Genomic DNA, 21,519 nt, shown 5'->3' with positions numbered 1-21,519 from the left:
GGAATTTGAATGAGCTTTTTTATTTCTGATGCGGTAGCGGCAACAGGTGCTCCGGCGCAGGGCAGCCCGATGTCTCTGATTCTGATGCTGGTGGTGTTTGGTCTGATTTTCTACTTCATGATCCTGCGCCCGCAGCAAAAGCGTACCAAAGAACACAAAAACCTGATGAACTCCATTGCGAAAGGCGATGAAGTGCTGACTAACGGTGGTCTGGTGGGTCGCGTGACCAAAGTAGCAGAATCTGGCTACATCGCTATCGCGCTGAACGACACCACTGAAGTGGTTATTAAACGTGATTTCGTAGCTGCCGTTCTGCCGAAAGGCACCATGAAGGCGCTGTAATTTATTGTTTTCCCAAAGGGAACTGCCGTGTTAAACCGTTATCCTTTGTGGAAGTATGTCATGCTGATCGTCGTTATTGTCGTCGGTCTGCTCTATGCGCTTCCCAACCTGTATGGTGAGGATCCGGCTGTTCAAATCACTGGCGTGCGCGGTGCCGCCGCCAGTGAGCAAACGCTGATCCAGGTCCAGAAAACGTTACAAGAAGATAAAATCACACCTAAGTCTGTGGCTCTGGAAGAGGGTGCTATTCTCGCGCGCTTCGACTCCACTGATACCCAACTGCGCGCACGTGAAGTGTTAATGGGCGTATTGGGCGATCAATACGTCGTGGCGCTTAACCTTGCTCCGGCAACCCCGCGCTGGCTGGCAGCCATTCACGCAGAACCGATGAAACTCGGTCTTGACCTGCGTGGCGGCGTTCACTTCCTGATGGAAGTGGATATGGACACCGCGTTGAGTAAGTTGCAGGAACAAAATATTGATAGCCTGCGCAGCGATCTGCGTGAAAAAGGCATTCCTTATACTACCGTTCGCAAAGAAGATAACTACGGTCTGAGCATCACCTTCCGTGATAGCAGCGCCCGTGATGAAGCTATCTCTTACCTGAGCAAGCGTCACCAGGATTTGGTTATTTCCAGCCAGGGCAGCAATGCACTGCGTGCGGTAATGACCGATGCGCGTCTGAGCGAAGCCCGTGAATACGCGGTACAGCAGAACATCAACATTCTGCGTAACCGTGTTAACCAACTGGGTGTTGCTGAACCGGTTGTACAACGTCAGGGTGCTGACCGCATCGTGGTCGAACTGCCGGGTATTCAGGATACCGCGCGGGCGAAAGAAATTCTGGGCGCAACCGCGACGCTGGAGTTCCGTCTGGTAAACACCAACGTTGACCAGTCCGCTGCGGCATCCGGGCGTGTACCGGGTGATTCGGAAGTGAAACAGTCTCGTGAAGGTCAGCCGGTTGTGCTGTACAAACGCGTGATCCTGACCGGTGACCATATCACCGATTCCACATCCAGCCAGGACGAATACAATCAGCCGCAGGTTAACATCTCGCTGGATAGCGCGGGTGGTAACATCATGTCCAACTTCACCAAGGACAACATCGGTAAGCCGATGGCGACCCTGTTTGTGGAGTACAAAGACAGCGGTAAGAAAGATGCTAACGGTCGCGCCGTGCTGGTGAAACAGGAAGAGGTGATTAACATCGCCAACATCCAGTCTCGCCTGGGTAATAGCTTCCGTATCACCGGTATCAACAACCCGAACGAAGCGCGTCAGCTTTCTCTGCTGTTACGTGCCGGTGCGTTGATTGCGCCGATTCAGATTGTGGAAGAACGTACCATCGGCCCAACCCTGGGTATGCAGAACATTAAACAGGGTCTGGAAGCGTGTCTGGCCGGTCTGGTGGTGTCTATCCTGTTCATGATCTTCTTCTATAAGAAGTTCGGTCTGATTGCGACCAGTGCGCTGATTGCTAACCTGGTGCTGATTGTCGGTATTATGTCGCTACTGCCGGGCGCTACGCTGAGTATGCCGGGGATTGCGGGGATCGTCTTAACCCTTGCCGTCGCGGTCGATGCGAACGTACTGATCAACGAACGTATCAAAGAAGAGTTGAGTAACGGGCGTTCGGTGCAGCAGGCCATCAATGAAGGTTATGCGGGCGCATTTAGCTCCATCTTTGATGCGAACATTACGACGCTGATCAAGGTCATCATCCTGTACGCAGTTGGCACCGGGGCAATTAAAGGGTTCGCGATTACTACCGGTATTGGTGTGGCGACGTCGATGTTTACCGCGATTATCGGTACACGTGCCATCGTAAACCTGTTGTATGGCGGCAAGCGCGTCAAAAAGCTGTCAATCTGAGGAGTGCGAAGTGGCACAGGAATATACTGTTGAACAATTAAACCACGGCCGTAAAGTCTGGGACTTTATGCGCTGGGACTACTGGGCTTTCGGCATTTCAGGTTTCCTGCTGATTGCGGCCATCGTGGTGATGGGCGTACGCGGGTTTAACTGGGGTCTCGATTTCACCGGTGGTACGGTTATTGAAATCACGCTGGAAAAACCGGCCGATATGGACGTGATGCGCGATGCGCTGGAGAAAGCGGGCTTCGTTGATCCGCTTCTGCAGAACTTCGGCAGCAGCCACGACATTATGGTACGTATGCCGCCAACTGAAGGTGCAGACGGCGGTCAGGTGCTGGGCAGCAAAGTGTTGAGTGTGATTAACGAATCCACCAACCAAAACGCCGCGGTGAAGCGAATTGAATTCGTGGGTCCGAGCGTGGGGGCTGATCTGGCGCAAACCGGTGCGATGGCGCTAATGGCAGCGCTGATCTCCATCCTGGTGTACGTCGGTTTCCGCTTTGAGTGGCGACTGGCGGCGGGGGTGGTTATCGCTCTGGCGCACGACGTGATTATCACACTTGGGATCCTATCGTTGTTCCATATCGAGATTGACCTGACTATCGTCGCATCACTGATGTCGGTAATCGGTTACTCGCTGAACGATAGTATCGTTGTATCTGACCGTATTCGTGAAAACTTCCGCAAGATTCGTCGCGGTACGCCTTACGAAATCTTTAACGTGTCCCTGACTCAAACGCTGCACCGTACGTTGATTACGTCCGGTACGACGTTGATGGTTATTCTGATGCTGTTCCTGTTCGGTGGTCCGGTACTGGAAGGCTTCTCGCTGACGATGCTGATCGGTGTGTCCATCGGTACCGCATCCTCTATCTACGTGGCATCGGCGCTGGCGCTGAAGCTGGGTATGAAGCGTGAGCACATGCTGCAGCAGAAGGTCGAGAAAGAAGGGGCGGATCAGCCGTCAATTCTGCCTTAACCCATCAAGAGTGGAAATACTGGAATCCCGATCGCAAGGTCGGGATTTTTTTTGCCCGTAGTGCGTTGATTTCGTGTGGATATTAGCAGGTGGAGTAGAATCATCGGCAAGCCGGAATGACCCGGTGAGGCGCAGTGTTACGGGGGCTTGATCCCCGGTGGCCTTGTCGCTGGAAAGAGAAAACCCCCGTACATTGTTCGGTATTCACCGGCGACGTTACGGGGGCGATCCTAACCCTAGACAAGTTCAGGATAGCCGCGAAACGTTGCCATTGCAACCAGGGTGGCTATATGACTCTCACAGAGTTAAGCATTATTTTTTGGCACGATCTGGCAGCACCAACGCTGGTCGGAATCGCAACCAGTCTGTTTTTAGGTTGGTGGCGTAGCAGGAAGTAGTGCACTGTGGGCGTAACTCGTCGCCGCATGGCAACATGCGCCCGAAACGGGCCAGAGGGTAACCTCTGGCCTTTTTTGCAAACACTACTGACAGTATGCTGTCAGTAGCACTGTCTTATAGTCCTTCTGACACCACCCACACAGGCAGGAGGAAGTATGAACAACGTCATTAACTGGTTTGAAATCCCCGTGGCACAAATGGATCGCGCCATTGCATTTTATGAGCCGGTGATGCAGGTTTCTTTGCGTCGGGAGAATATGGACTGCGCTGAGCTCGCCGTATTTCCGCATCAGGATCCCGCTCCTGGCGGTGCACTGGCTAAATTTGACGGTATTACGCCTTCAGCGCAGGGCGCTATTATTTACCTGCATACGGACGATTTGGCTGCAACGCTTGAACGCGTCGCCACCGCTGGTGGCCAGTGCGTGTTTGGCCCGCTTGAACTGGGGCAAGACATTGGCACGATTGCGCTGTTTACTGACAGCGAAGGCAATCGCGTTGGTTTACATCAACCCGCGTAATTTTTTCAGGACTGACGATTAATATGACCAGACGCGCCGACCGCTTGTTTCAGATTGTACAAATCCTGCGTGGCAGGCGAGTGACAACGGCGGCGCTGCTGGCAGAACGTCTGGAGGTGTCTGAACGGACGATTTATCGCGATATCCGCGATCTCTCTTTATCCGGCGTGCCCATTGAAGGCGAAGTGGGCAGTGGATACCGCTTAATGGCGGGGTTTGATCTGCCGCCGTTGATGCTAACCCAGCACGAATCAGAAGCGTTGATGGTAGCTATTCGGTTGCTGAAAACATGGGGCGGGGATTCACTCTCACAGGCGCTGGAATCAGCACAGGAAAAAGTGTTGGCGATATTGCCGCCAGAGAGTCGGCGCAGAGCCGAGCAAACGCGGATTTTCGCACCTGATTTTGGTAATCAGCCGCATTCACGCAGTGCGTTCGATCTCATTCATCGCGCGGTTTCGGCGCAGCAGGCGCTGGCGCTGCATTATCGCGATGAGTCCGGGAATCTCTCCTGGCGCGACGTTCAGCCGCTGGGATTATTTTTCTGGGGCGAGCACTGGCTGCTCGTTGCCTGGTGTGAAAAACGTGACGATTATCGCTGTTTTCGCGTTGATCGTTGTCTGAAGATCACGCCGCTTAACAGGTATTTTCGCGAATCAGCGGATCGATCGCTAAGTGACTTTTTACGTAAAGTACGCTGTGAAGACCGGCCATAAAAAAGCCAGCGGTTAAGCTGGCTTGTCTGCGATAGATTGGCTGGATTAGAAGTTGTAACCAACAACCAGGTAACCACCCCAACCGGTAGATTTCGCGCTGAAATCGCCTTCGCCCCAGTTCAGAGTGTCGCCACCTTTCCACTGGCCGCCGTTGTGGAAGTAACGCGCCACTACGGAGTAGTGCCAGTGATCGTAGTTCAGCGCCAGAACGTGGCTGGAAGCGATAGAGTTGCTGGTGCGGTTCGGATCGTCACCCAAATCTGAGCCCCAGTCGAAGTTGGTGAAGCCGATGTAGGTCAACTGGCCGCCCCATACCTGGGTGATCGGCACAAAGTATTTCACTTTGAAACGGTAGCCATCCCACTCGTTTTCGTTGGATGCGCCATAGTTCTGCCACTGGTATTTAGCATACACGTTCAGAGACAGACCCATCGGCAGACCGGTATCGATATCGGTACCCAGACCCATATACCAGGTGCTCTGGCGGCTGGCTTTGTTATCACCCATATCGTAGATGTAGTTGTTGGCGAAATACCATTCTTTGAACGGACCGAAGCTCAGGTCAGCGCCGGTCAGCTTGTCGATGGAGAAACGCGGTTCGATTTCCATAAACAGCGGGGAACCGTCAGACCAGATACCTTTATCGTTGCCGTTACCCCAGTCGAAGGTTTTCGGAATATCGATGTAGCCATAGAAATCAAACCAGTCTTTTTTGGCAAATGCTTCGTATTCCAGATACACGTCGTTGTTCAGTTTCGGAGAGAAACGGGTGTGATAGCTACCCACCACGTTAACGCTCTGGTGCCACCAGTCGGACAGATATTGCGGTTTGTCATTTTCTGCTGCGTTGGCAGTAAAAGACGAGGAGAGCGCCAGCACTGCACCGGCTGCAAGTAATGTTTTTTTCATATGTATGCCACTGTTTGAAATCCCTTTCGGGATAGAAAAATGCGCAATTTGCGTTTCTATACACTTCATCCTTCAAGCCGCCTCTTTGTTGGCTGCCTTTGCTCACCCCTGTCACTTACTGATGTAAGCTCCAGGGATTCACGCAGTTGCCGCCTTGATACGTCTTGCATGATTTTGTGTAGAAATATTTCGTGTTTCTTCGGTGCCTATTATAAAAATCATTGTTCACAAAAATATGTTTTGTTTCACAGTTCTATCATTTGCGTAATCGATTGCGTTCACGTTTGCGTACTTTAGGCGGCGAATTGTACTGACTCCGGTGAATGTTGCCAAGTTTTACCGGAAATATCGCTTATGTCAGAGGAGTAACAAAATGGGCGGGAGTGATGTTGCGGAACGCACAAAAACGTTCCGCAAAAAGTTTATTGACTAACAGGTTGGATGTCGTGGATGCGAACAAAACCTAACTGGTCAGGAGACAGCCCGTTTAACTGCAACGGAATGTCTACATCGCTGGGGGCAAGGATACTTGCCGGGGCGTTGACCAACTGGTTGTGAACGTTCACTTCCTGATAGTTGTCCGTGGTGCCCTGAATTTGCCCGTATTCGACGGTGGCGCTAAAGGCGGGTAAAGGCGTGTTGGATTCACCCTGAATCCGCAGCGTCAGGCGCGTACCGTCGGCGTTCGGCGCAATATTTATCAGCGACATACGTAACGTGCCTATCTGGCTGTCCAGTCGGGCAGGGGTTTTGGAACCTGGCAGCAGATAGACGCCGCTGGTTGATTTTGCGTTCAACATATTTTGTTGAGTAATTTTTACTGTTTCCTGATTTAGCTGCGTCATCTCTTTATTCAACGTGCTAACACTTTGATGCATCTGGCGTACTTCGCTTTGCTGTGCGCAGGCGCTTAGGCTAAAGAGACTTCCCACCAGGAGAATTCTTAGGTAACGTCTTGTCATTGTGATTACTTCCTTTATTGTCGCGATAGCATAATGGTAGTGCGCACTGAGCGCGAAGGCATCGATCCTTTGTCTCAAAAGCGTTGCGCCTTTGTTGTCACGCCAGTTCAGGGTAAAATAGATTCCGGTCAACCACTGAGGTACAGGACGCCGTATGCATTGCCCATTCTGTTTCGCCGTAGACACTAAGGTAATTGACTCTCGTCTTGTCGGCGAGGGCTCCTCAGTACGCCGCCGTCGGCAGTGTCTGGTCTGTAACGAACGTTTCACCACTTTTGAAGTGGCTGAACTAGTCATGCCGCGCGTTGTGAAAAGCAACGATGTGCGTGAACCCTTTAATGAAGATAAGCTGCGCAGCGGCATGCTCAGAGCGCTTGAGAAACGTCCGGTCAGCTCTGATGACGTCGAAATGGCGTTGAACCATATCAAATCACAACTGCGTGCGACTGGCGAGCGTGAGGTGCCGAGCAAGATGATTGGCAACCTGGTGATGGAGCAGTTGAAAAAACTCGATAAAGTCGCCTACATCCGCTTTGCTTCGGTTTACCGGAGTTTCGAAGATATCAAAGAATTTGGCGAGGAGATTGCTCGCCTACAGGACTAAGCCATGCAGGATGAATTATACATGGCGCGCGCGCTGAAGCTTGCTGCGCGCGGACGTTTTACCACTCACCCCAACCCCAACGTGGGCTGCGTGATTGTGAAAGATGGGGAGATCGTCGGTGAAGGATATCATCACCGTGCGGGCGAACCGCATGCCGAAGTTCATGCTCTGCGGATGGCTGGAGAAAAAGCGCAAGGGGCAACGGCCTATGTGACGCTTGAACCCTGTAGTCATCATGGTCGCACGCCGCCGTGTTGCGATGCGCTGATTGCGGCGGGTGTATCGCGTGTGGTTGCGGCGATGCAGGATCCCAATCCGCAGGTCGCAGGACGTGGGCTCTACCGTTTGCAGCAGGCGGGCATCGACGTCAGCCACGGGCTGATGATGAGCGAAGTTGAGCAATTGAATAAAGGCTTTCTCAAGCGCATGCGTACGGGATTCCCGTATCTGCAGCTTAAGCTTGGCGCGTCGCTTGATGGCCGTACAGCGATGGCCAGCGGTGAAAGCCAGTGGATTACCTCACCACAGGCGCGCCGCGATGTGCAACGCTTGCGCGCGCAAAGCCATGCCATTTTAACCAGCAGTGCTACGGTGCTGGCAGACGACCCTCAGCTTACCGTGCGTTGGTCGGAGCTTGGGGAATCAACTCAGGCGAGTTACCCGCAGGAAGAGCTGCGCCAGCCAATCCGCATTGTTCTGGATAGCCAGAATCAGGTCACGCCGGAGCACCGTATTGTGCAACAGCCTGGAGAAACCTGGATTGTCCGGACTGAAGACGACCCTCGTAGCTGGCCGGAGACGGTTCGTAACCTGAAGGTGCCGGAACATAACGGGCATCTGGATCTGGTGGTGCTGATGATGCAACTGGGCAAACAGCAAATTAACAGTATTTGGGTTGAAGCAGGCCCAACGCTCGCGGGAGCATTATTACAGGCCGGTTTGGTCGATGAGCTAATCGTGTATGTTGCGCCTAAACTGTTAGGCAGCGATGCGCGAGGATTATGTGTGCTTCCAGGCCTTGAGAAACTGGTTGACGCCCCCCATTTCAAATTCAATGAGATACGCCAGGTGGGCCCGGACGTTTGCCTGCATTTAACGACTGCGTGAGGCTTTCTGATTTAGAGGAAGCAGCGCACAGAATATTATGATAAAATCCGCCCCCCTTACGGGGCTATAAATCGAACCCGAAGGAAGAATATGAACATTATTGAAGCTAACGTTGCTACCCCGGACGCTCGCGTCGCCATCACCATTGCGCGTTTCAACAACTTTATCAATGACAGCCTGCTGGAAGGTGCGATCGACGCCCTGAAACGTATTGGTCAGGTTAAAGATGAAAACATTACCGTTGTTTGGGTTCCAGGTGCCTATGAGCTGCCGCTGGCGGCTGACGCTCTGGCGAAAACCGGTAAATACGACGCGGTGATTGCGCTCGGTACGGTGATCCGTGGCGGTACCGCGCACTTCGAATATGTGGCTGGCGGTGCAAGCAATGGCCTGGCGCATGTCGCTCAGGACAGCGGCATTCCGGTAGCCTTCGGTGTTCTGACCACCGAAAGTATTGAACAAGCCATCGAACGTGCTGGCACTAAAGCCGGCAACAAAGGCGCAGAAGCTGCACTGACTGCGCTTGAAATGATTAATGTATTGAAAGCCATTAAGGCCTGATTTTTGTAAGGGGAAATCCGTGAAACCTGCTGCTCGTCGCCGCGCCCGTGAGTGTGCCGTCCAGGCGCTCTACTCCTGGCAGTTGTCCCAGAACGACATCGCTGATGTTGAATACCAGTTCCTGGCGGAACAGGACGTAAAAGATGTCGACGTTCTGTATTTCCGTGAACTGCTGTCCGGGGTGGCGACTAACAGCGCGTACCTGGATGGCTTAATGAAGCCTTACCTGTCTCGCCTGTTGGAAGAGCTGGGTCAGGTAGAAAAAGCCGTGCTGCGTATTGCGCTGTTTGAACTGTCTAAACGTAGCGATGTGCCATACAAAGTGGCCATCAACGAAGCGATTGAACTGGCGAAAACCTTCGGCGCTGAAGACAGCCACAAATTCGTCAACGGCGTACTGGATAAAGCAGCACCTGTGATTCGCCCCAACAAAAAGTAATTCCGAGGCCGGTCGGATGGTGGAACATGTTTCCGCTATCCCCGGCTTTTTCTTTTTTTTCTGCTGAGGCATAACGTATGGCATGCGGCGAATTTTCCCTGATTGCCCGTTATTTTGACCGCGTAAGAACCTCTCGTCTTGATGTCGAAACCGGTATTGGTGACGATTGCGCACTTCTGAACATCCCTGAAAAACAGACGCTGGCGATCAGTACCGATACGCTGGTAGCTGGTAACCACTTCCTCCCTGACATTGATCCGACCGATCTCGCCTGGAAAGCGCTGGCGGTGAATTTGAGCGATCTGGCGGCGATGGGGGCGGACCCAGCATGGCTGACGTTAGCGCTCACGTTACCTGACGTCGATGAAGCCTGGCTTGAAGCCTTCAGCGATGGCCTGTTTGAACTGCTGAATTACTATGATATGCAACTGATTGGCGGTGACACCACGCGTGGGCCACTGTCGATGACGTTGGGTATCCATGGCTACGTCCCTGTAGGACGGGCCTTAAAACGCTCCGGAGCGAAACCGGGAGACTGGATTTATGTTACCGGTACGCCGGGAGACAGCGCGGCGGGGCTGGCGATTTTACAGAATCGGTTGCAGGTTGGAGATGCAAAAGACGCAGACTATCTGCTTAAACGTCATCTGCGGCCAACGCCGCGCATCCTGCAGGGACAAGCCCTGCGCGATCTGGCCAGTGCGGCTATCGATATTTCCGACGGCCTGATCTCCGATCTGGGGCATATCGTTAATGCCAGCGGCTGCGGCGCGCGGGTTAACGTTGATGCGCTGCCTTACTCTCCGGCATTTGCCCAACACGTGGAATCGGAACAGGCGCTGCGCTGGGCGCTCTCGGGGGGGGAAGATTATGAGTTATGCTTTACCGTACCGGAAATTAACCGTGGCGCGCTGGACGTGGCGCTGGGGAATCTCGGCGCAGCGTTTACCTGTATCGGGCAGATGAGCGCGGATGTGGAAGGCATTCACTTTACGCGCGACGGAAAACCCGTCACGTTCGACTGGAAAGGATATGACCATTTTGCCGCGCCTTAAAAAAGATGTCGCCAAAAGCCGCCTGAGTATGCGCAACCCGTGGCACCTGTTAGCCACCGGTTTTGGCAGCGGGCTGAGCCCAATTGTTCCTGGCACGATGGGATCGCTGGCGGCGATCCCTTTTTGGTATTTAATGACGTTTCTGCCGTGGCAGCTGTATTCGCTGGTGGTCATGTTGTCTATCTGTATTGGCGTTTATCTGTGCCATCAAACGGCGAAAGATATGGGCGTGCACGATCACGGCAGCATTGTCTGGGACGAGTTTGTCGGGATGTGGATAACCCTGATGGCGCTACCAACCAACGACTGGCAGTGGGTTGCCGCGGGTTTTGTGATTTTCCGTATCCTGGATATGTGGAAGCCGTGGCCGATCCGCTGGTTTGATCGCAACGTGCATGGCGGTACGGGGATCATGATCGATGATATTGTCGCCGGGATACTTTCTGCCGGGATCCTCTATTTTATCGGCCATCACTGGCCTGTAGGGATTATTTAACCCTTTTGGGGGCTGTTGTAGGCCGGATGCGCTATGCTTATCCGGCCTACAATTAGCAATCGCCAATGCTTATTTAAATCCCACCACCGGATGCTGTTTGTACGGCGTTTCCAGCTCGGCTACCTGCTCTGGTTTCAGCGTTAAATCCACCGCATTAAGCAACTCATCCAGCTGTTCCTCACGCGACGTACCGATAATCGGCGCGGCCACACCGGGTTTACTCAGTAGCCAGGCCAGCGCAACCTGTGCACGCGTGACGCCTAATTCTTCACTGATACCGGCCAGCCGTGCGGCAATTTGCGCATCGTTTTCATCGCTCTCGTTGTACAAATTTTTACCGACTTCATCGGAAACCAGACGTGCCGTCGTTTCTCCCCACGGGCGCGTCAGGCGACCACGCGCCAGCGGACTCCATGGGATCACCGCCACACCTTCCTGATAGCAAAGCGGCAGCATTTCACGTTCTTCTTCGCGATAAATCAGGTTGTAGTGATCCTGCATGCTAACGAACTGTGCCCAGCCGTGTTGTTTCTGCAGGGCCAGTGCCTGAGCAAACTGCGAAGCGTGCATGGATGAGGCACCGATATAGCGCGCTTTACCTGCTTTCACTACGTCGTTTAGAGCCTCCAGCGTTTCTTCGATAGGTGTGTTGTAATCCCAGCGGTGAATTTGCAGGATGTCGACATAGTCCATACCCAGACGTCTGAGGCTGTCGTCGATTGAGCGCAGGATTTGTGCGCGGGATAATCCTTCCGGCAGGTCATCAACCTGATGAAAAACCTTGGTGGCGACCACGACATCTTCGCGGCGGGCAAAATCACGCAGCGCGCGACCGACAATCTCTTCGCTGCTGCCAGCGGAGTAGCTGTTGGCGGTATCAAAAAAGTTAATACCGCCCTCAAGGGCATGTTTGATTATCGGACGGCTACTTTCTTCCGGTAGCGTCCAGGCGTGATTGCCGCGATTGGGTTCGCCAAACGTCATGCAGCCCAGGCAAAGGCGGGAGACCCGAAGGTCGGTTTTTCCTAAGATGTTGTATTTCATCAATCCACTCCTGCTTAGCTCGTGATGAATTAAGCATAGCAGGAGCGGGGAGGGGATTATGCCAGCCAGGCCTTGATTTTGGCCTCAATTCCGGTGGCATTCAGACCCAGATCGGCGCGAGCTTCATCCTGAGTTCCCTGCGGGATGAAGAAATCAGGCAGGCCAATGTTCAGTACCGGAACGGGCTTGCGATGGGCCATCAGTACTTCGTTTACACCGCTGCCAGCACCGCCCATAATGGCGTTCTCTTCAATGGTGACCAGCACGTCGTGTTGGGCAGCCATTTCCAGGATCAGCGTTTCATCCAGCGGTTTCACAAAGCGCATATCCACCAGCGTGGCGTTCATCGACTCTGCGACCTGAGCGGCTTCCGGCATCAGGGTGCCAAAGTTGAGAATTGCCAGTTTCTCACCGTGACGCTTGACGATACCTTTACCGATAGGCAGCTGTTCCAGCGGCGCCAACTCAACGCCCACCGCGTTACCGCGCGGGTAGCGCACGACCGTTGGACCATCGTTATAGTGATAGCCGGTAAACAGCATCTGGCGACATTCGTTCTCATCGCTCGGGGTCATAATGACCATTTCCGGGATGCAGCGCAGGAAGGAGAGATCGAACGCTCCCTGGTGGGTTTGCCCATCTGCGCCCACAATACCCGCCCGGTCGACAGCGAACAGGACCGGCAGTTTCTGAATGGCGACATCATGCAGCACCTGATCGTACGCGCGTTGCAGAAAAGTAGAGTAAATCGCCACGACCGGCTTATAGCCGCCAATCGCCAGACCGGCAGCAAACGTCACCGCGTGCTGCTCGGCAATCGCCACATCGAAGTAGCGGTCCGGGAACTTACGGGAAAACTCCACCATGCCGGAGCCTTCGCGCATCGCCGGGGTGATCGCCATCAGCTTATTGTCTTTCGCCGCGGTTTCGCACAGCCAGTCACCGAAGATTTTTGAATAGCTCGGCAGGCCGCCGCTGCTTTTCGGCAGGCATCCGCTGGACGGATCGAATTTTGGTACTGCGTGGAAGGTAATCGGATCTTTTTCCGCAGGCTCGTAGCCACGACCTTTTTTGGTCATGATGTGCAGGAACTGCGGGCCTTTCAGATCGCGCATGTTCTTCAGTGTGGTGATAAGCCCCAGCACGTCGTGACCGTCCACCGGACCGATATAGTTAAAGCCCAGTTCTTCAAACAGCGTGCCCGGCACGACCATGCCTTTAATGTGTTCTTCGGTACGTTTGAGCAGCTCTTTAATCGGCGGTACGCCGGAGAACACTTTCTTCCCGCCTTCGCGCAGCGAGGAGTAAAGTTTGCCGGAGAGCAATTGCGCCAGGTGGTTGTTCAGCGCACCGACATTTTCTGAGATCGACATTTCGTTGTCGTTCAGAATAACCAACATGTCGGGTTTAATATCACCCGCGTGGTTCATCGCTTCAAACGCCATGCCAGCAGTGATGGCGCCATCGCCAATCACGCAGACGGTACGACGTTCTTTGCCTTCTTTCTCAGCGGCAACCGCAATACCGATGCCAGCGCTGATGGAGGTTGAGGAGTGCCCAACGCTCAGTACGTCATACTCGCTCTCACCGCGCCACGGGAACGGATGCAAACCGCCTTTCTGGCGAATGGTGCCGATTTTATCGCGGCGGCCGGTCAGGATTTTGTGCGGATAAGCCTGATGTCCCACATCCCAGATTAACTGGTCAAACGGGGTGTTGTAGACATAGTGCAGCGCGACGGTGAGTTCCACCGTGCCCAGACCAGAGGCGAAGTGCCCGCTGGAACGGCTCACGCTGTCGAGCAAATAGCGGCGCAGTTCGTCGCAAAGCTTTGGCAGGCTCTCTTTCGGCAGCAGGCGTAACTCCTGGGTGGAGTCGACCAGCGCCAGGGTCGGGTATTTGGCTATATCAAAACTCATCGCAAGCTCATGGGATATGTTGGTTTATTTATCACGCTGGATTATGTAGTCCGCTAGCGCTTCCAGTGCCGAGGTATCGAGAGATTGTGCGGCCAGCAAACTTAACGACCGGCGGGCATCCTCAATTAAATCCCGGGCTTTATTCCGGGCTTGCTCAAGACCCAGAAGTGCAGGATAGGTACTTTTGCCAAGCTGCTGGTCGGCACCCTGACGTTTACCCAATGTTGCAGTATCGCCTACCACATCCAGTATGTCATCCTGAACCTGGAAGGCCAGACCGATACTTTCGGCGTATTTGTCGAGTATTGCCAGGCATTCTCGCCCTTTATCACCTGCGCTTAACGCACCCAGACGAACGGCGGCGCGAATCAATGCCCCGGTTTTGTGGCGGTGAATACGCTCCAGCGCATCCAGCTCAACCTGATGCCCTTCAGCTGCCAGATCCAACGCCTGGCCGCCGCACATACCGGCGATACCGCTGGCCAGAGCCAGTTCAGAGATCATCGCGATGCGGTCACGGTCGGTGACTTCCGGCATCGGGGCGTCGCTGATGATAGAGAATGCCAGCGTTTGCAGCGCATCACCTGCCAGAATCGCATTCGCCTCGCCAAACTTGACGTGGCAGGTCGGCAGACCGCGACGCAGATCATCGTCGTCCATCGCGGGTAAATCGTCGTGCATCAGTGAATAGGCATGGATGCACTCAACCGCGGCGGCGGGGGCATCAAGCGTACTCAGGCTCACGCCAAACATCTGACCGGTCGCATACACCAAAAACGGGCGCAGACGTTTGCCGCCTAATAATGCGCCATATTGCATGGTTTCGACCACGGGAGTGTTCTGAAAGGGCAATGGCGCGATAAAACGGCTCAGTGCCTGGTTAGCCTGCTCAACGCAAGCCTGTAGCTGCTGCGTAAAATCCATTTACTCATTATCCGGTGTAAAAGGCGTGAGGGCGGCGTCTTCAGTTTCTGACAGCAGGATTTGCACGCGCTGTTCAGCCTGTTGCAATTTGACTTGTCCCTGACGTGCCAGCTGTACGCCACGTTCGAATTCGTTCAGCGCCTCTTCCAGCGGCAAATCGCCGCTTTCCAGACGGGTGACAATCTGTTCCAGCTCGCTCAGCGCTGTTTCAAAACTGGCGGGCGCTTCATTTTTCTTCGGCATAATGAATGTCTGACTCTCTGTATTGACAGCACAAGACTATGGTAACGGACTCGCACTGATAAGCAAATAACGCGCAATGGTAAGGCGATGTGCACAGGATAACCATGATGGTGGTATACTTGCGCGCCTGGATGCAGCCGCAGGGTGTGGGCTGCTGTATTTTTTCCCATTACAAGTCATTCAGACTTGCCAAAGAACCATTGCCGCCATGAAGTTTATCATTAAATTGTTCCCAGAAATCACCATCAAAAGCCAATCTGTGCGTTTGCGCTTTATAAAAATTCTGACAGGGAACATTCGTAACGTTTTAAAGCACTATGATGAAGACCTTGCCGTTGTCCGTCACTGGGATCACGTTGAGGTTCGCGCCAAAGATGAAAGCCAGCGCCTGGATATTCGCGACGCGCTGACCCGTATTCCGGGGATCCACCACATTCTCGAAGTAGAAGACGTGCCGTTTACCGATATGCACGATATTTTCGAGAAAGCACTGGTGCAATACCGCGATCAACTGGAAGGAAAAACCTTCTGTGTGCGCGTCAAGCGCCGTGGCAAGCATGAGTTTAGCTCCATTGAGGTGGAACGTTATGTGGGCGGTGGACTGAACCAGCATATTGAATCCGCGCGCGTGAAGCTGACGAAGCCGGACGTGACGGTTAATCTTGAAATCGAAAACGACCGCCTGCTGCTGGTTAAAGGCCGCTATGAAGGTATCGGCGGTTTCCCAATTGGGACGCAGGAAGACGTACTGTCGCTGATCTCCGGTGGTTTCGACTCCGGCGTGTCCAGCTACATGCTGATGCGTCGTGGCTGCCGCGTGCACTATTGCTTCTTCAACCTTGGCGGCGCTGCGCATGAAATCGGCGTTCGCCAGGTGGCGCATTATCTGTGGAACCGCTTTGGTAGCTCACATCGCGTACGCTTTGTTGCTATCAACTTTGAGCCGGTAGTCGGTGAGATCCTGGAGAAAGTCGACGACGGCCAGATGGGCGTGGTCCTCAAACGCATGATGGTACGCGCGGCGTCGAAAGTGGCTGAGCGCTACGGCGTTCAGGCGCTGGTAACCGGTGAAGCGCTGGGCCAGGTCTCCAGCCAGACGCTGACCAACCTGCGCCTGATCGATAACGTTTCAGACACCCTGATCCTGCGCCCGCTGATCTCCCATGATAAAGAGCACATTATCAATCTGGCGCGTGAAATTGGTACCGAGGACTTTGCTCGTACCATGCCGGAATACTGCGGCGTGATTTCAAAAAGCCCGACGGTGAAAGCAATTAAGGCGAAGATTGAGGCCGAAGAAGAAAACTTTGATTTCTCGATCCTCGATAAAGTGGTTGAAGAAGCGAACAATATCGATATTCGTGATATCGCCCAGCAGACGCAGCAGACCGTGGTGGAAGTGGAAACCGTGAGCGGCTTCGGCCCGAACGATGTGATTCTGGATATCCGCTCTGTGGATGAACAGGATGACAAACCGCTGAAGGTTGACGGTGTGGACGTCGTTTCTCTGCCGTTCTACAAGTTGAGCACCAAATTCGGCGATTTGGACCAGAGCAAAACCTGGCTGCTGTGGTGTGAACGCGGGGTGATGAGCCGTCTGCAGGCACTTTATCTGCGCGAGCAGGGCTTTGAAAACGTGAAGGTGTATCGCCCGTAATTGAGTAAACACTGTGTTGTAGGCCGGATAAGGCGGTTACGCCGCCATCCGGCAATGCAACGATATTATTCAAAACGGACGGGGAGCGTCTTCCCGTTCGACTCCCAGACGCCCTGATAAACTCCGTCTTTTAACTCCAGCGTTATCTTCTCTTGCGCTTGTTCAGCAGCAGATGTCTTCAGTTCATAATGTTGATTGTCGGCTGTGTCGCATTTGCCGGTTAATTCAATCGGTGCGCCAAATTTCTGGTAAAAGTAAGCCCCTTCAAAGAAATCACCGTATTTGCAGTCCACCTTCAACACAATACGCATGCTTTTTCCCAGCGTGCCGTACATGACTTTGCCGTCAATGCCGGGCGCTGGCGAAACCGGTGTTGTACTCTTTGCGCTAGTCAGATACTGGCCGTACGGCGTGAGCTGATTTTGCAGTTCCGCGGTTGGGATTTTCGTGGTGAAATCACCCAACTCGTCAAGCGCGCGGCTGGCATGGTTGCTACAGCGTCCGTTCAGGAAGGCCAGATGGTCTTTTTGCAGGGAGAATTTGTCGATGTAGTACAAACCGTCGGTGTAGGTTGCGCACGATGCGTAGAATTCGGCGTAGTTAAAAACTTCACCTTTCTCTTCTTTTATTTGTTCTGGTGTTTGCGATTTATGCGCATCAACAAAGGTGTCGATTTGGCCACGGATATCTTTTCTGATGCGAGTATTTAATTCGGCCATCGTAGAACGGGAAAAGAGGTCGTTGAGGGTAATTGCTGCGCCGTTGGCTAAATCGAAGCTGATCGGCACATTGTACGACTCGCAATACGCTCCGCAGCCTTCGACAAACATATTCATGGTCAGGATTTTTTCGTCGCGAAATTCAACCGTGTAGTTAAGGTTTGCGGTGGGATTCATGGCTGATTTCGCAAACTGGTTTACTGTCGCCTGCGGAGTATTACCCGGTAGCTGATTGATAAAGCTTGCGAAAATATAATCGTTAATACGTTTCGCAACCTTGGGGTTATCCGTCGAGGAAAACCATGGCACGCGATATTGCATTTCAGTGCTTGCGGGGTAGCGATACTCAATACTCTTTATGTCGAGTTGCGTCGCTGTGGCATAACCGGAAAGGAGCAATAAAGCCACTCCACTTAGATATCCTTTCATTATGATTCCTTATAAGGGAGTGGCCTGAAGATTTACTCGTAGTAGTTATAAATTCCCGCAGCCATCACCAGTTGTGATGCAACTTCGTAAGCCTTTTCACGACTGACCAGAAGATCAATGATTTTCAAACCGAAATCGATTGAGGTTCCCGGTCCCTGGCTGGTTAACAGGTTAACGCGCGGATCCCACACGACGCGCTTGTCCTGCCATTGATCAGCGGGGATTTGGTCTTTCAGCGCCGGGAAACCGGTCATGTTGCCGATGGGAAAAATGTCGTGCGGGACGAGGACTGTGGCGGCAGCGGCGCAGATTGCCGCGACAATGCGCCCGGAACGATGGAATTGTTTCACCGTTTCGATAAGCAATGGGCTGTCACGAAAACATTCAGCGCCTTTAATGCCACCAGGCAGTACGATAATGTCAAAATCGCCGTCGGCAACGTCGACTAATGGCGCATCCGCCAGCAGTTTCACACCGCGCGAGCACACGATCGTCAGGTTGCCATCGCTGGCGACGCTGGCGGTTGTGACCTTAATTCCGCCGCGAACCAGTAGATCGATAGTAGTAACCGCTTCGGTTTCTTCACTACCAGGGGCGAGACATACCAGTGCTTGAGCGCTCATACTCACTTTCCTTTCTTTTAACCATTTCAAACAGGCGGGCATTTTCCGGAACGGCGATGCCGTGCGCGCGTGCGCGTTTTAACAAATAACCGGTAATGTAGTCGATCTCGGTATGACGCATGGCGCGAATGTCCTGCAGCATAGATGAGATATTTTCCGCCGTACTGTCAATCACTTGCTCGACATAATAGCGTAAATCATCCGCTGATGTGTGGTGGCCTTCGCGTTCGATGACCGCTGCCACTTCCTCGCAGATGAGCGCTATTTTTTCAGGATGATGGCGTAACTCACCGTTTGGGCAATCCCATAATGCGGTCAGCGGGTTAATAACGCAGTTGACGGCCAGCTTGCGCCATAGCTCGGCGCGAATAGTGTTGTGCCAGGCGACGTCCGGCAGCACCTCTTGCAGGGTTTCAGCCAGATAGCTGAAATCGCCGTCTTGCTCACGCGCCGGCCCAATACGCGTTGTTCCCTGAGCGACATGAATGATGACGTTCCCGTCACGGCGTGCTGCGTGGGTGGTGGTGCCCATCAGCAGGGGTTGTTTAATGTTATGTAACTCTTCAATCGTCCCCATGCCGTTGTGAATTAACAGAATGGGCGTGGTTTCAGGCAGAATTGCAGACAGGCCTTTTACCGCATCAGAAACCTGCCAGGCTTTCAGGGTGACCAGCAGCAGGTCGCTTTTTGCCAAAAAGTCGGGGTCGTTTGCCGTCAGGGATTCATTAAAAACTGACCCATCCGTGTCGATCAGGTTTACGCTGCAGTAGGGTTGCGGTACGCGCAGCCACCCTTGCACCTCATGTCCATGTTTGCACAGCGCTGTAAGCCATAGCTGTCCTAACGCTCCACATCCCAGTACGGTAATTTTCATTCTTCCTCCTCACCTGCAACAGCACCAGGTGTTAATCCATATCGACCGCACCCCATTATTGTTCGCAGATGTCACTACCACGTACAATGAAAGGATACAGCCTAGTATAGCGCTGTCTGTTGAGTAACTTTGCAGGTATTATGCTTCGCATCAAAAATGAAGGGAGAGGAAAAGATGCCATCTTTCGATATTGTCTCTGAAGTTGATCTTCAGGAAGCCCGTAACGCGGTGGATAACGCCAGCCGTGAAGTCGAGTCACGCTTTGATTTTCGTGGCGTTGAAGCCACTTTTGAGCTGAATGAGTCAAATAAGACGATTAAGGTGCTGAGCGAGTCTGATTTTCAGGTTAATCAGCTGCTGGATATTTTGCGTGCCAAACTGCTGAAACGCGGTATTGAAGGCACGTCGCTGGACGTACCAGAAACCTTCGTGCACAGCGGTAAAACCTGGTTTGTCGAAGCTAAGCTGAAGCAGGGCATTGAAAGCGCGGTGCAGAAGAAAATCGTCAAGCTGATCAAAGACAGCAAACTGAAGGTGCAGGCGCAGATTCAGGGCGAAGAAATTCGTGTGACCGGTAAGGCGCGTGACGATCTGCAATCCGTTATGGCGCTGGTTCGCGGCGGCGATCTCGGGCAGCCGTTCCAGTTTAAGAACTTCCGCGATTAAGTCGTAATGCCTGATCCGGCCTACAGGTCGCACACGCTATTTGTAGGCCGGATAAGACGATAGTCGCCATCCGGCAATCTTCACGCCTGGCTGATGGCCTGCTCAACCTCAAATCGATTGGTGACTTTGCTGTCGATTTTCACGTAGGCCGAATGCTCTTTCGCCACAATTAACACTTCGCTTATTCCTTCTTTTGCCAGCAGGCGCTGCTTCAACGTGTCATCTGCGGCAATTTCTGGTGGAATTTCCACACGCAGGCTGCTGACGTACGGTGGCTCTTTCATTGTGCTTGCCACAATCAACCAAACTGCCGCCAGTAGCGCACCGGCCAGAAATACGGCCTGACCATCAAACATTTCGACCACCCAACCACCGAGCGAACCGCCAATCGCCACGCCAAGAAACTGGCTGGTGGAGTAAACGCCCATCGCCGTGCCTTTATAACCTGCAGGTGATTCTTTGCTGATAAGCGAGGGGAGAAGGGCTTCCATCAGGTTAAAGGCGAGGAAGAAAATCTGCACGCCCGCAATCAGACCCCAGAAACGAATGTTAGCGCTCCACAATACAATCTCTGCAATAAGGATCAGTAACACGCAGGCGAGGAATACGCGTTTCATCTTGCGCTTCACTTCGGCGTAAATGATGAACGGCACCACGGAAACAAAGGACAGCAGCATCGTCACCACATAAATTTTCCAGTGTTCTGCGGCGGGGAAACCGGCTTTCGCCAGTTGACCAGGTAACGCGACGAAAGTGGACATCAGCAAAATGTGCAGGCACATGATGCCAAAATTGAGCTTCAGCAGTTTGGGCTCCGCCAGCACTTTGCTGAAGCTATCTTTTACCATGCCCGATTCACGGTTTAGTACGTGGCTGGTGCTATTGGGAACGACCCAAATGGTCAGCACGATACCCGTGGTGGCAAGGGCGGCAATCATCCAGAACAGCGCGTGGAGCCCCAGCGCATGGGTAACGATTGGCCCCAGCACCATCGCAATGGCAAAGGTGATACCAAAGCTGACGCCGATAAACGCCATCGCTTTGGTGCGGTTTTGCTCGCGGGTTAAGTCGGAAAGCAGCGCCATCACGGCGGCGGCAATCGCGCCAGAGCCTTGTAGGGCGCGGCCAAGAATTATTCCCCAGATTGAATCGGAGAGCGCGGCAATCACGCTGCCGAGAACGAAAACCGCCAGTCCGCCGACAATAAGCGGCTTACGGCCGATGCGGTCAGAGAGCAAACCAAAGGGGATCTGGAAGACGGCCTGCGCCAGGCCATAAATGCCGATGGCAAGGCCTATCAGCGCTTCACTGGCGCCCTGTAGCGCCATGCCGTATGTGGTCAGAACCGGTAGAACCATAAACATGCCAAGCATGCGCAACGAGAATACGGTCCCTAAACCCCAGGTGGCGCGCAACTCACCGGGCGTCATTTTGTAATCGTTCATTCCCACCT

At 53.3% G+C, this 21,519-nt stretch carries 24 protein-coding genes; 14 read left to right on the top strand and 10 right to left on the bottom strand.

The window, feature by feature from the left end; genetic code table 11:
* The first annotated feature begins 9 nt into the window (after positions 1 to 9).
* From yajC to HV041_RS15085, 6 genes are all read left to right on the top strand, one after another.
* Positions 10 to 342 carry a preprotein translocase subunit YajC gene (gene yajC / locus HV041_RS15110; protein ID WP_003021544.1) on the top strand — a complete coding sequence of 111 codons (333 nt, stop codon included), beginning with the start codon at positions 10 to 12 and terminating at the stop codon, positions 340 to 342.
* A gap of 27 nt (positions 343 to 369) precedes the next feature.
* Entirely contained in the window at positions 370 to 2,217 is a 1,848-nt protein-coding gene (secD, locus tag HV041_RS15105) for a protein translocase subunit SecD (RefSeq protein WP_121584289.1), read from the top strand.
* Positions 2,218 to 2,227: 10 nt separating this feature from the next.
* Positions 2,228 to 3,199, top strand: coding sequence for a protein translocase subunit SecF (secF, locus tag HV041_RS15100; RefSeq protein WP_003021550.1), 972 nt, complete (start codon positions 2,228 to 2,230; stop codon positions 3,197 to 3,199).
* 290 nt (positions 3,200 to 3,489) lie between these two features.
* Complete coding sequence (locus tag HV041_RS15095) at positions 3,490 to 3,597, top strand: type I toxin-antitoxin system toxin Ldr family protein (protein WP_115643783.1); 108 nt, start codon at positions 3,490 to 3,492, stop codon at positions 3,595 to 3,597.
* A gap of 156 nt (positions 3,598 to 3,753) precedes the next feature.
* Positions 3,754 to 4,119, top strand: a complete 366-nt coding sequence (locus tag HV041_RS15090) for a VOC family protein (RefSeq protein WP_101741807.1) — start codon at positions 3,754 to 3,756, stop codon at positions 4,117 to 4,119.
* Between the two features lie 23 nt (positions 4,120 to 4,142).
* Positions 4,143 to 4,835: a YafY family protein gene (locus tag HV041_RS15085; RefSeq protein WP_121584290.1), complete on the top strand. Its 693-nt coding sequence runs from the start codon at positions 4,143 to 4,145 to the stop codon at positions 4,833 to 4,835.
* A gap of 45 nt (positions 4,836 to 4,880) precedes the next feature.
* Here HV041_RS15085 and HV041_RS15080 read toward each other — a convergent pair whose 3' ends face one another.
* Complete coding sequence (locus tag HV041_RS15080; protein ID WP_003021561.1) at positions 4,881 to 5,744, bottom strand: nucleoside-specific channel-forming protein Tsx; 864 nt, start codon at positions 5,742 to 5,744, stop codon at positions 4,881 to 4,883.
* A 422-nt stretch (positions 5,745 to 6,166) separates the two neighbouring features.
* The gene (locus HV041_RS15075) at positions 6,167 to 6,706 is read right to left on the bottom strand and encodes a DUF3251 domain-containing protein (RefSeq protein ID WP_048212439.1); all 540 of its coding nucleotides are present in this window, start codon (positions 6,704 to 6,706) and stop codon (positions 6,167 to 6,169) included.
* A gap of 154 nt (positions 6,707 to 6,860) precedes the next feature.
* On the opposite strand from HV041_RS15075, the gene nrdR reads away from it, so the two are divergent.
* From nrdR to pgpA, 6 genes are all read left to right on the top strand, one after another.
* The gene (nrdR, locus tag HV041_RS15070; RefSeq protein WP_016152032.1) at positions 6,861 to 7,310 is read left to right on the top strand and encodes a transcriptional regulator NrdR; all 450 of its coding nucleotides are present in this window, start codon (positions 6,861 to 6,863) and stop codon (positions 7,308 to 7,310) included.
* Between the two features lie 3 nt (positions 7,311 to 7,313).
* Positions 7,314 to 8,417 carry a bifunctional diaminohydroxyphosphoribosylaminopyrimidine deaminase/5-amino-6-(5-phosphoribosylamino)uracil reductase RibD gene (ribD, locus tag HV041_RS15065; protein WP_121584291.1) on the top strand — a complete coding sequence of 368 codons (1,104 nt, stop codon included), beginning with the start codon at positions 7,314 to 7,316 and terminating at the stop codon, positions 8,415 to 8,417.
* A gap of 90 nt (positions 8,418 to 8,507) precedes the next feature.
* Entirely contained in the window at positions 8,508 to 8,978 is a 471-nt protein-coding gene (gene ribE / locus HV041_RS15060) for a 6,7-dimethyl-8-ribityllumazine synthase (RefSeq protein ID WP_003021575.1), read from the top strand.
* 19 nt (positions 8,979 to 8,997) lie between these two features.
* Positions 8,998 to 9,417, top strand: a complete 420-nt coding sequence (nusB, locus tag HV041_RS15055; protein ID WP_000801129.1) for a transcription antitermination factor NusB — start codon at positions 8,998 to 9,000, stop codon at positions 9,415 to 9,417.
* A gap of 77 nt (positions 9,418 to 9,494) precedes the next feature.
* Positions 9,495 to 10,472 (top strand): thiamine-phosphate kinase, encoded by a 978-nt coding sequence (thiL, locus tag HV041_RS15050; protein WP_048212437.1) that lies wholly within the window; start codon positions 9,495 to 9,497, stop codon positions 10,470 to 10,472.
* On the top strand, positions 10,450 to 10,968 hold the full coding sequence (pgpA, locus tag HV041_RS15045; protein ID WP_003021578.1) for a phosphatidylglycerophosphatase A: 519 nt from the start codon (positions 10,450 to 10,452) through the stop codon (positions 10,966 to 10,968). Before thiL ends, pgpA begins: the two co-directional genes overlap by 23 nt.
* A 69-nt stretch (positions 10,969 to 11,037) precedes the next feature.
* On the opposite strand, the gene yajO is transcribed toward pgpA, so the two are convergent.
* The 4 genes from yajO to xseB are packed head-to-tail and all read right to left on the bottom strand — an operon-like array spanning position 11,038 to position 15,098.
* Positions 11,038 to 12,012, bottom strand: a complete 975-nt coding sequence (gene yajO, locus HV041_RS15040; protein ID WP_101741804.1) for a 1-deoxyxylulose-5-phosphate synthase YajO — start codon at positions 12,010 to 12,012, stop codon at positions 11,038 to 11,040.
* A 56-nt stretch (positions 12,013 to 12,068) separates the two neighbouring features.
* The gene (dxs, locus tag HV041_RS15035) at positions 12,069 to 13,931 is read right to left on the bottom strand and encodes a 1-deoxy-D-xylulose-5-phosphate synthase (protein WP_048212435.1); all 1,863 of its coding nucleotides are present in this window, start codon (positions 13,929 to 13,931) and stop codon (positions 12,069 to 12,071) included.
* Positions 13,932 to 13,955: 24 nt separating this feature from the next.
* Positions 13,956 to 14,855, bottom strand: coding sequence for a (2E,6E)-farnesyl diphosphate synthase (ispA, locus tag HV041_RS15030; RefSeq protein WP_182294240.1), 900 nt, complete (start codon positions 14,853 to 14,855; stop codon positions 13,956 to 13,958).
* Positions 14,856 to 15,098, bottom strand: coding sequence for an exodeoxyribonuclease VII small subunit (xseB, locus tag HV041_RS15025; protein ID WP_096759458.1), 243 nt, complete (start codon positions 15,096 to 15,098; stop codon positions 14,856 to 14,858).
* A 208-nt stretch (positions 15,099 to 15,306) separates the two neighbouring features.
* Between xseB and thiI the strand changes: the two genes are divergently transcribed.
* On the top strand, positions 15,307 to 16,755 hold the full coding sequence (gene thiI, locus HV041_RS15020) for a tRNA uracil 4-sulfurtransferase ThiI (protein WP_005125147.1): 1,449 nt from the start codon (positions 15,307 to 15,309) through the stop codon (positions 16,753 to 16,755).
* Between the two features lie 65 nt (positions 16,756 to 16,820).
* Here the strand turns inward: thiI and HV041_RS15015 are convergent, their stop codons facing one another.
* From HV041_RS15015 to panE, 3 genes are read right to left on the bottom strand one after another with little or no spacing between them, the layout of a single operon-like run.
* The gene (locus tag HV041_RS15015; protein ID WP_121584292.1) at positions 16,821 to 17,903 is read right to left on the bottom strand and encodes a hypothetical protein; all 1,083 of its coding nucleotides are present in this window, start codon (positions 17,901 to 17,903) and stop codon (positions 16,821 to 16,823) included.
* A gap of 32 nt (positions 17,904 to 17,935) precedes the next feature.
* Positions 17,936 to 18,526, bottom strand: a complete 591-nt coding sequence (gene yajL / locus HV041_RS15010; protein WP_121584293.1) for a protein deglycase YajL — start codon at positions 18,524 to 18,526, stop codon at positions 17,936 to 17,938.
* Positions 18,489 to 19,400 (bottom strand): 2-dehydropantoate 2-reductase, encoded by a 912-nt coding sequence (gene panE / locus HV041_RS15005; protein ID WP_003021593.1) that lies wholly within the window; start codon positions 19,398 to 19,400, stop codon positions 18,489 to 18,491. The genes yajL and panE overlap by 38 nt, the downstream gene beginning before the upstream one ends.
* Positions 19,401 to 19,574: 174 nt before the next feature.
* Between panE and HV041_RS15000 the strand changes: the two genes are divergently transcribed.
* Entirely contained in the window at positions 19,575 to 20,066 is a 492-nt protein-coding gene (locus tag HV041_RS15000) for a YajQ family cyclic di-GMP-binding protein (protein WP_003831002.1), read from the top strand.
* A gap of 80 nt (positions 20,067 to 20,146) precedes the next feature.
* On the opposite strand, the gene HV041_RS14995 is transcribed toward HV041_RS15000, so the two are convergent.
* A complete protein-coding gene (locus tag HV041_RS14995) occupies positions 20,147 to 21,511 on the bottom strand; it encodes an MFS transporter (protein WP_121584294.1) in 1,365 nt (454 codons plus the stop codon).
* Positions 21,512 to 21,519 lie beyond the last annotated feature (8 nt).

This window comes from Citrobacter sp. RHBSTW-00029 (assembly GCF_014104295.1).
In the GTDB taxonomy this organism is placed as follows: Bacteria; Pseudomonadota; Gammaproteobacteria; order Enterobacterales; family Enterobacteriaceae; genus Citrobacter; species Citrobacter youngae.
This window is presented reverse-complemented; position numbering and strand designations above follow the sequence as displayed.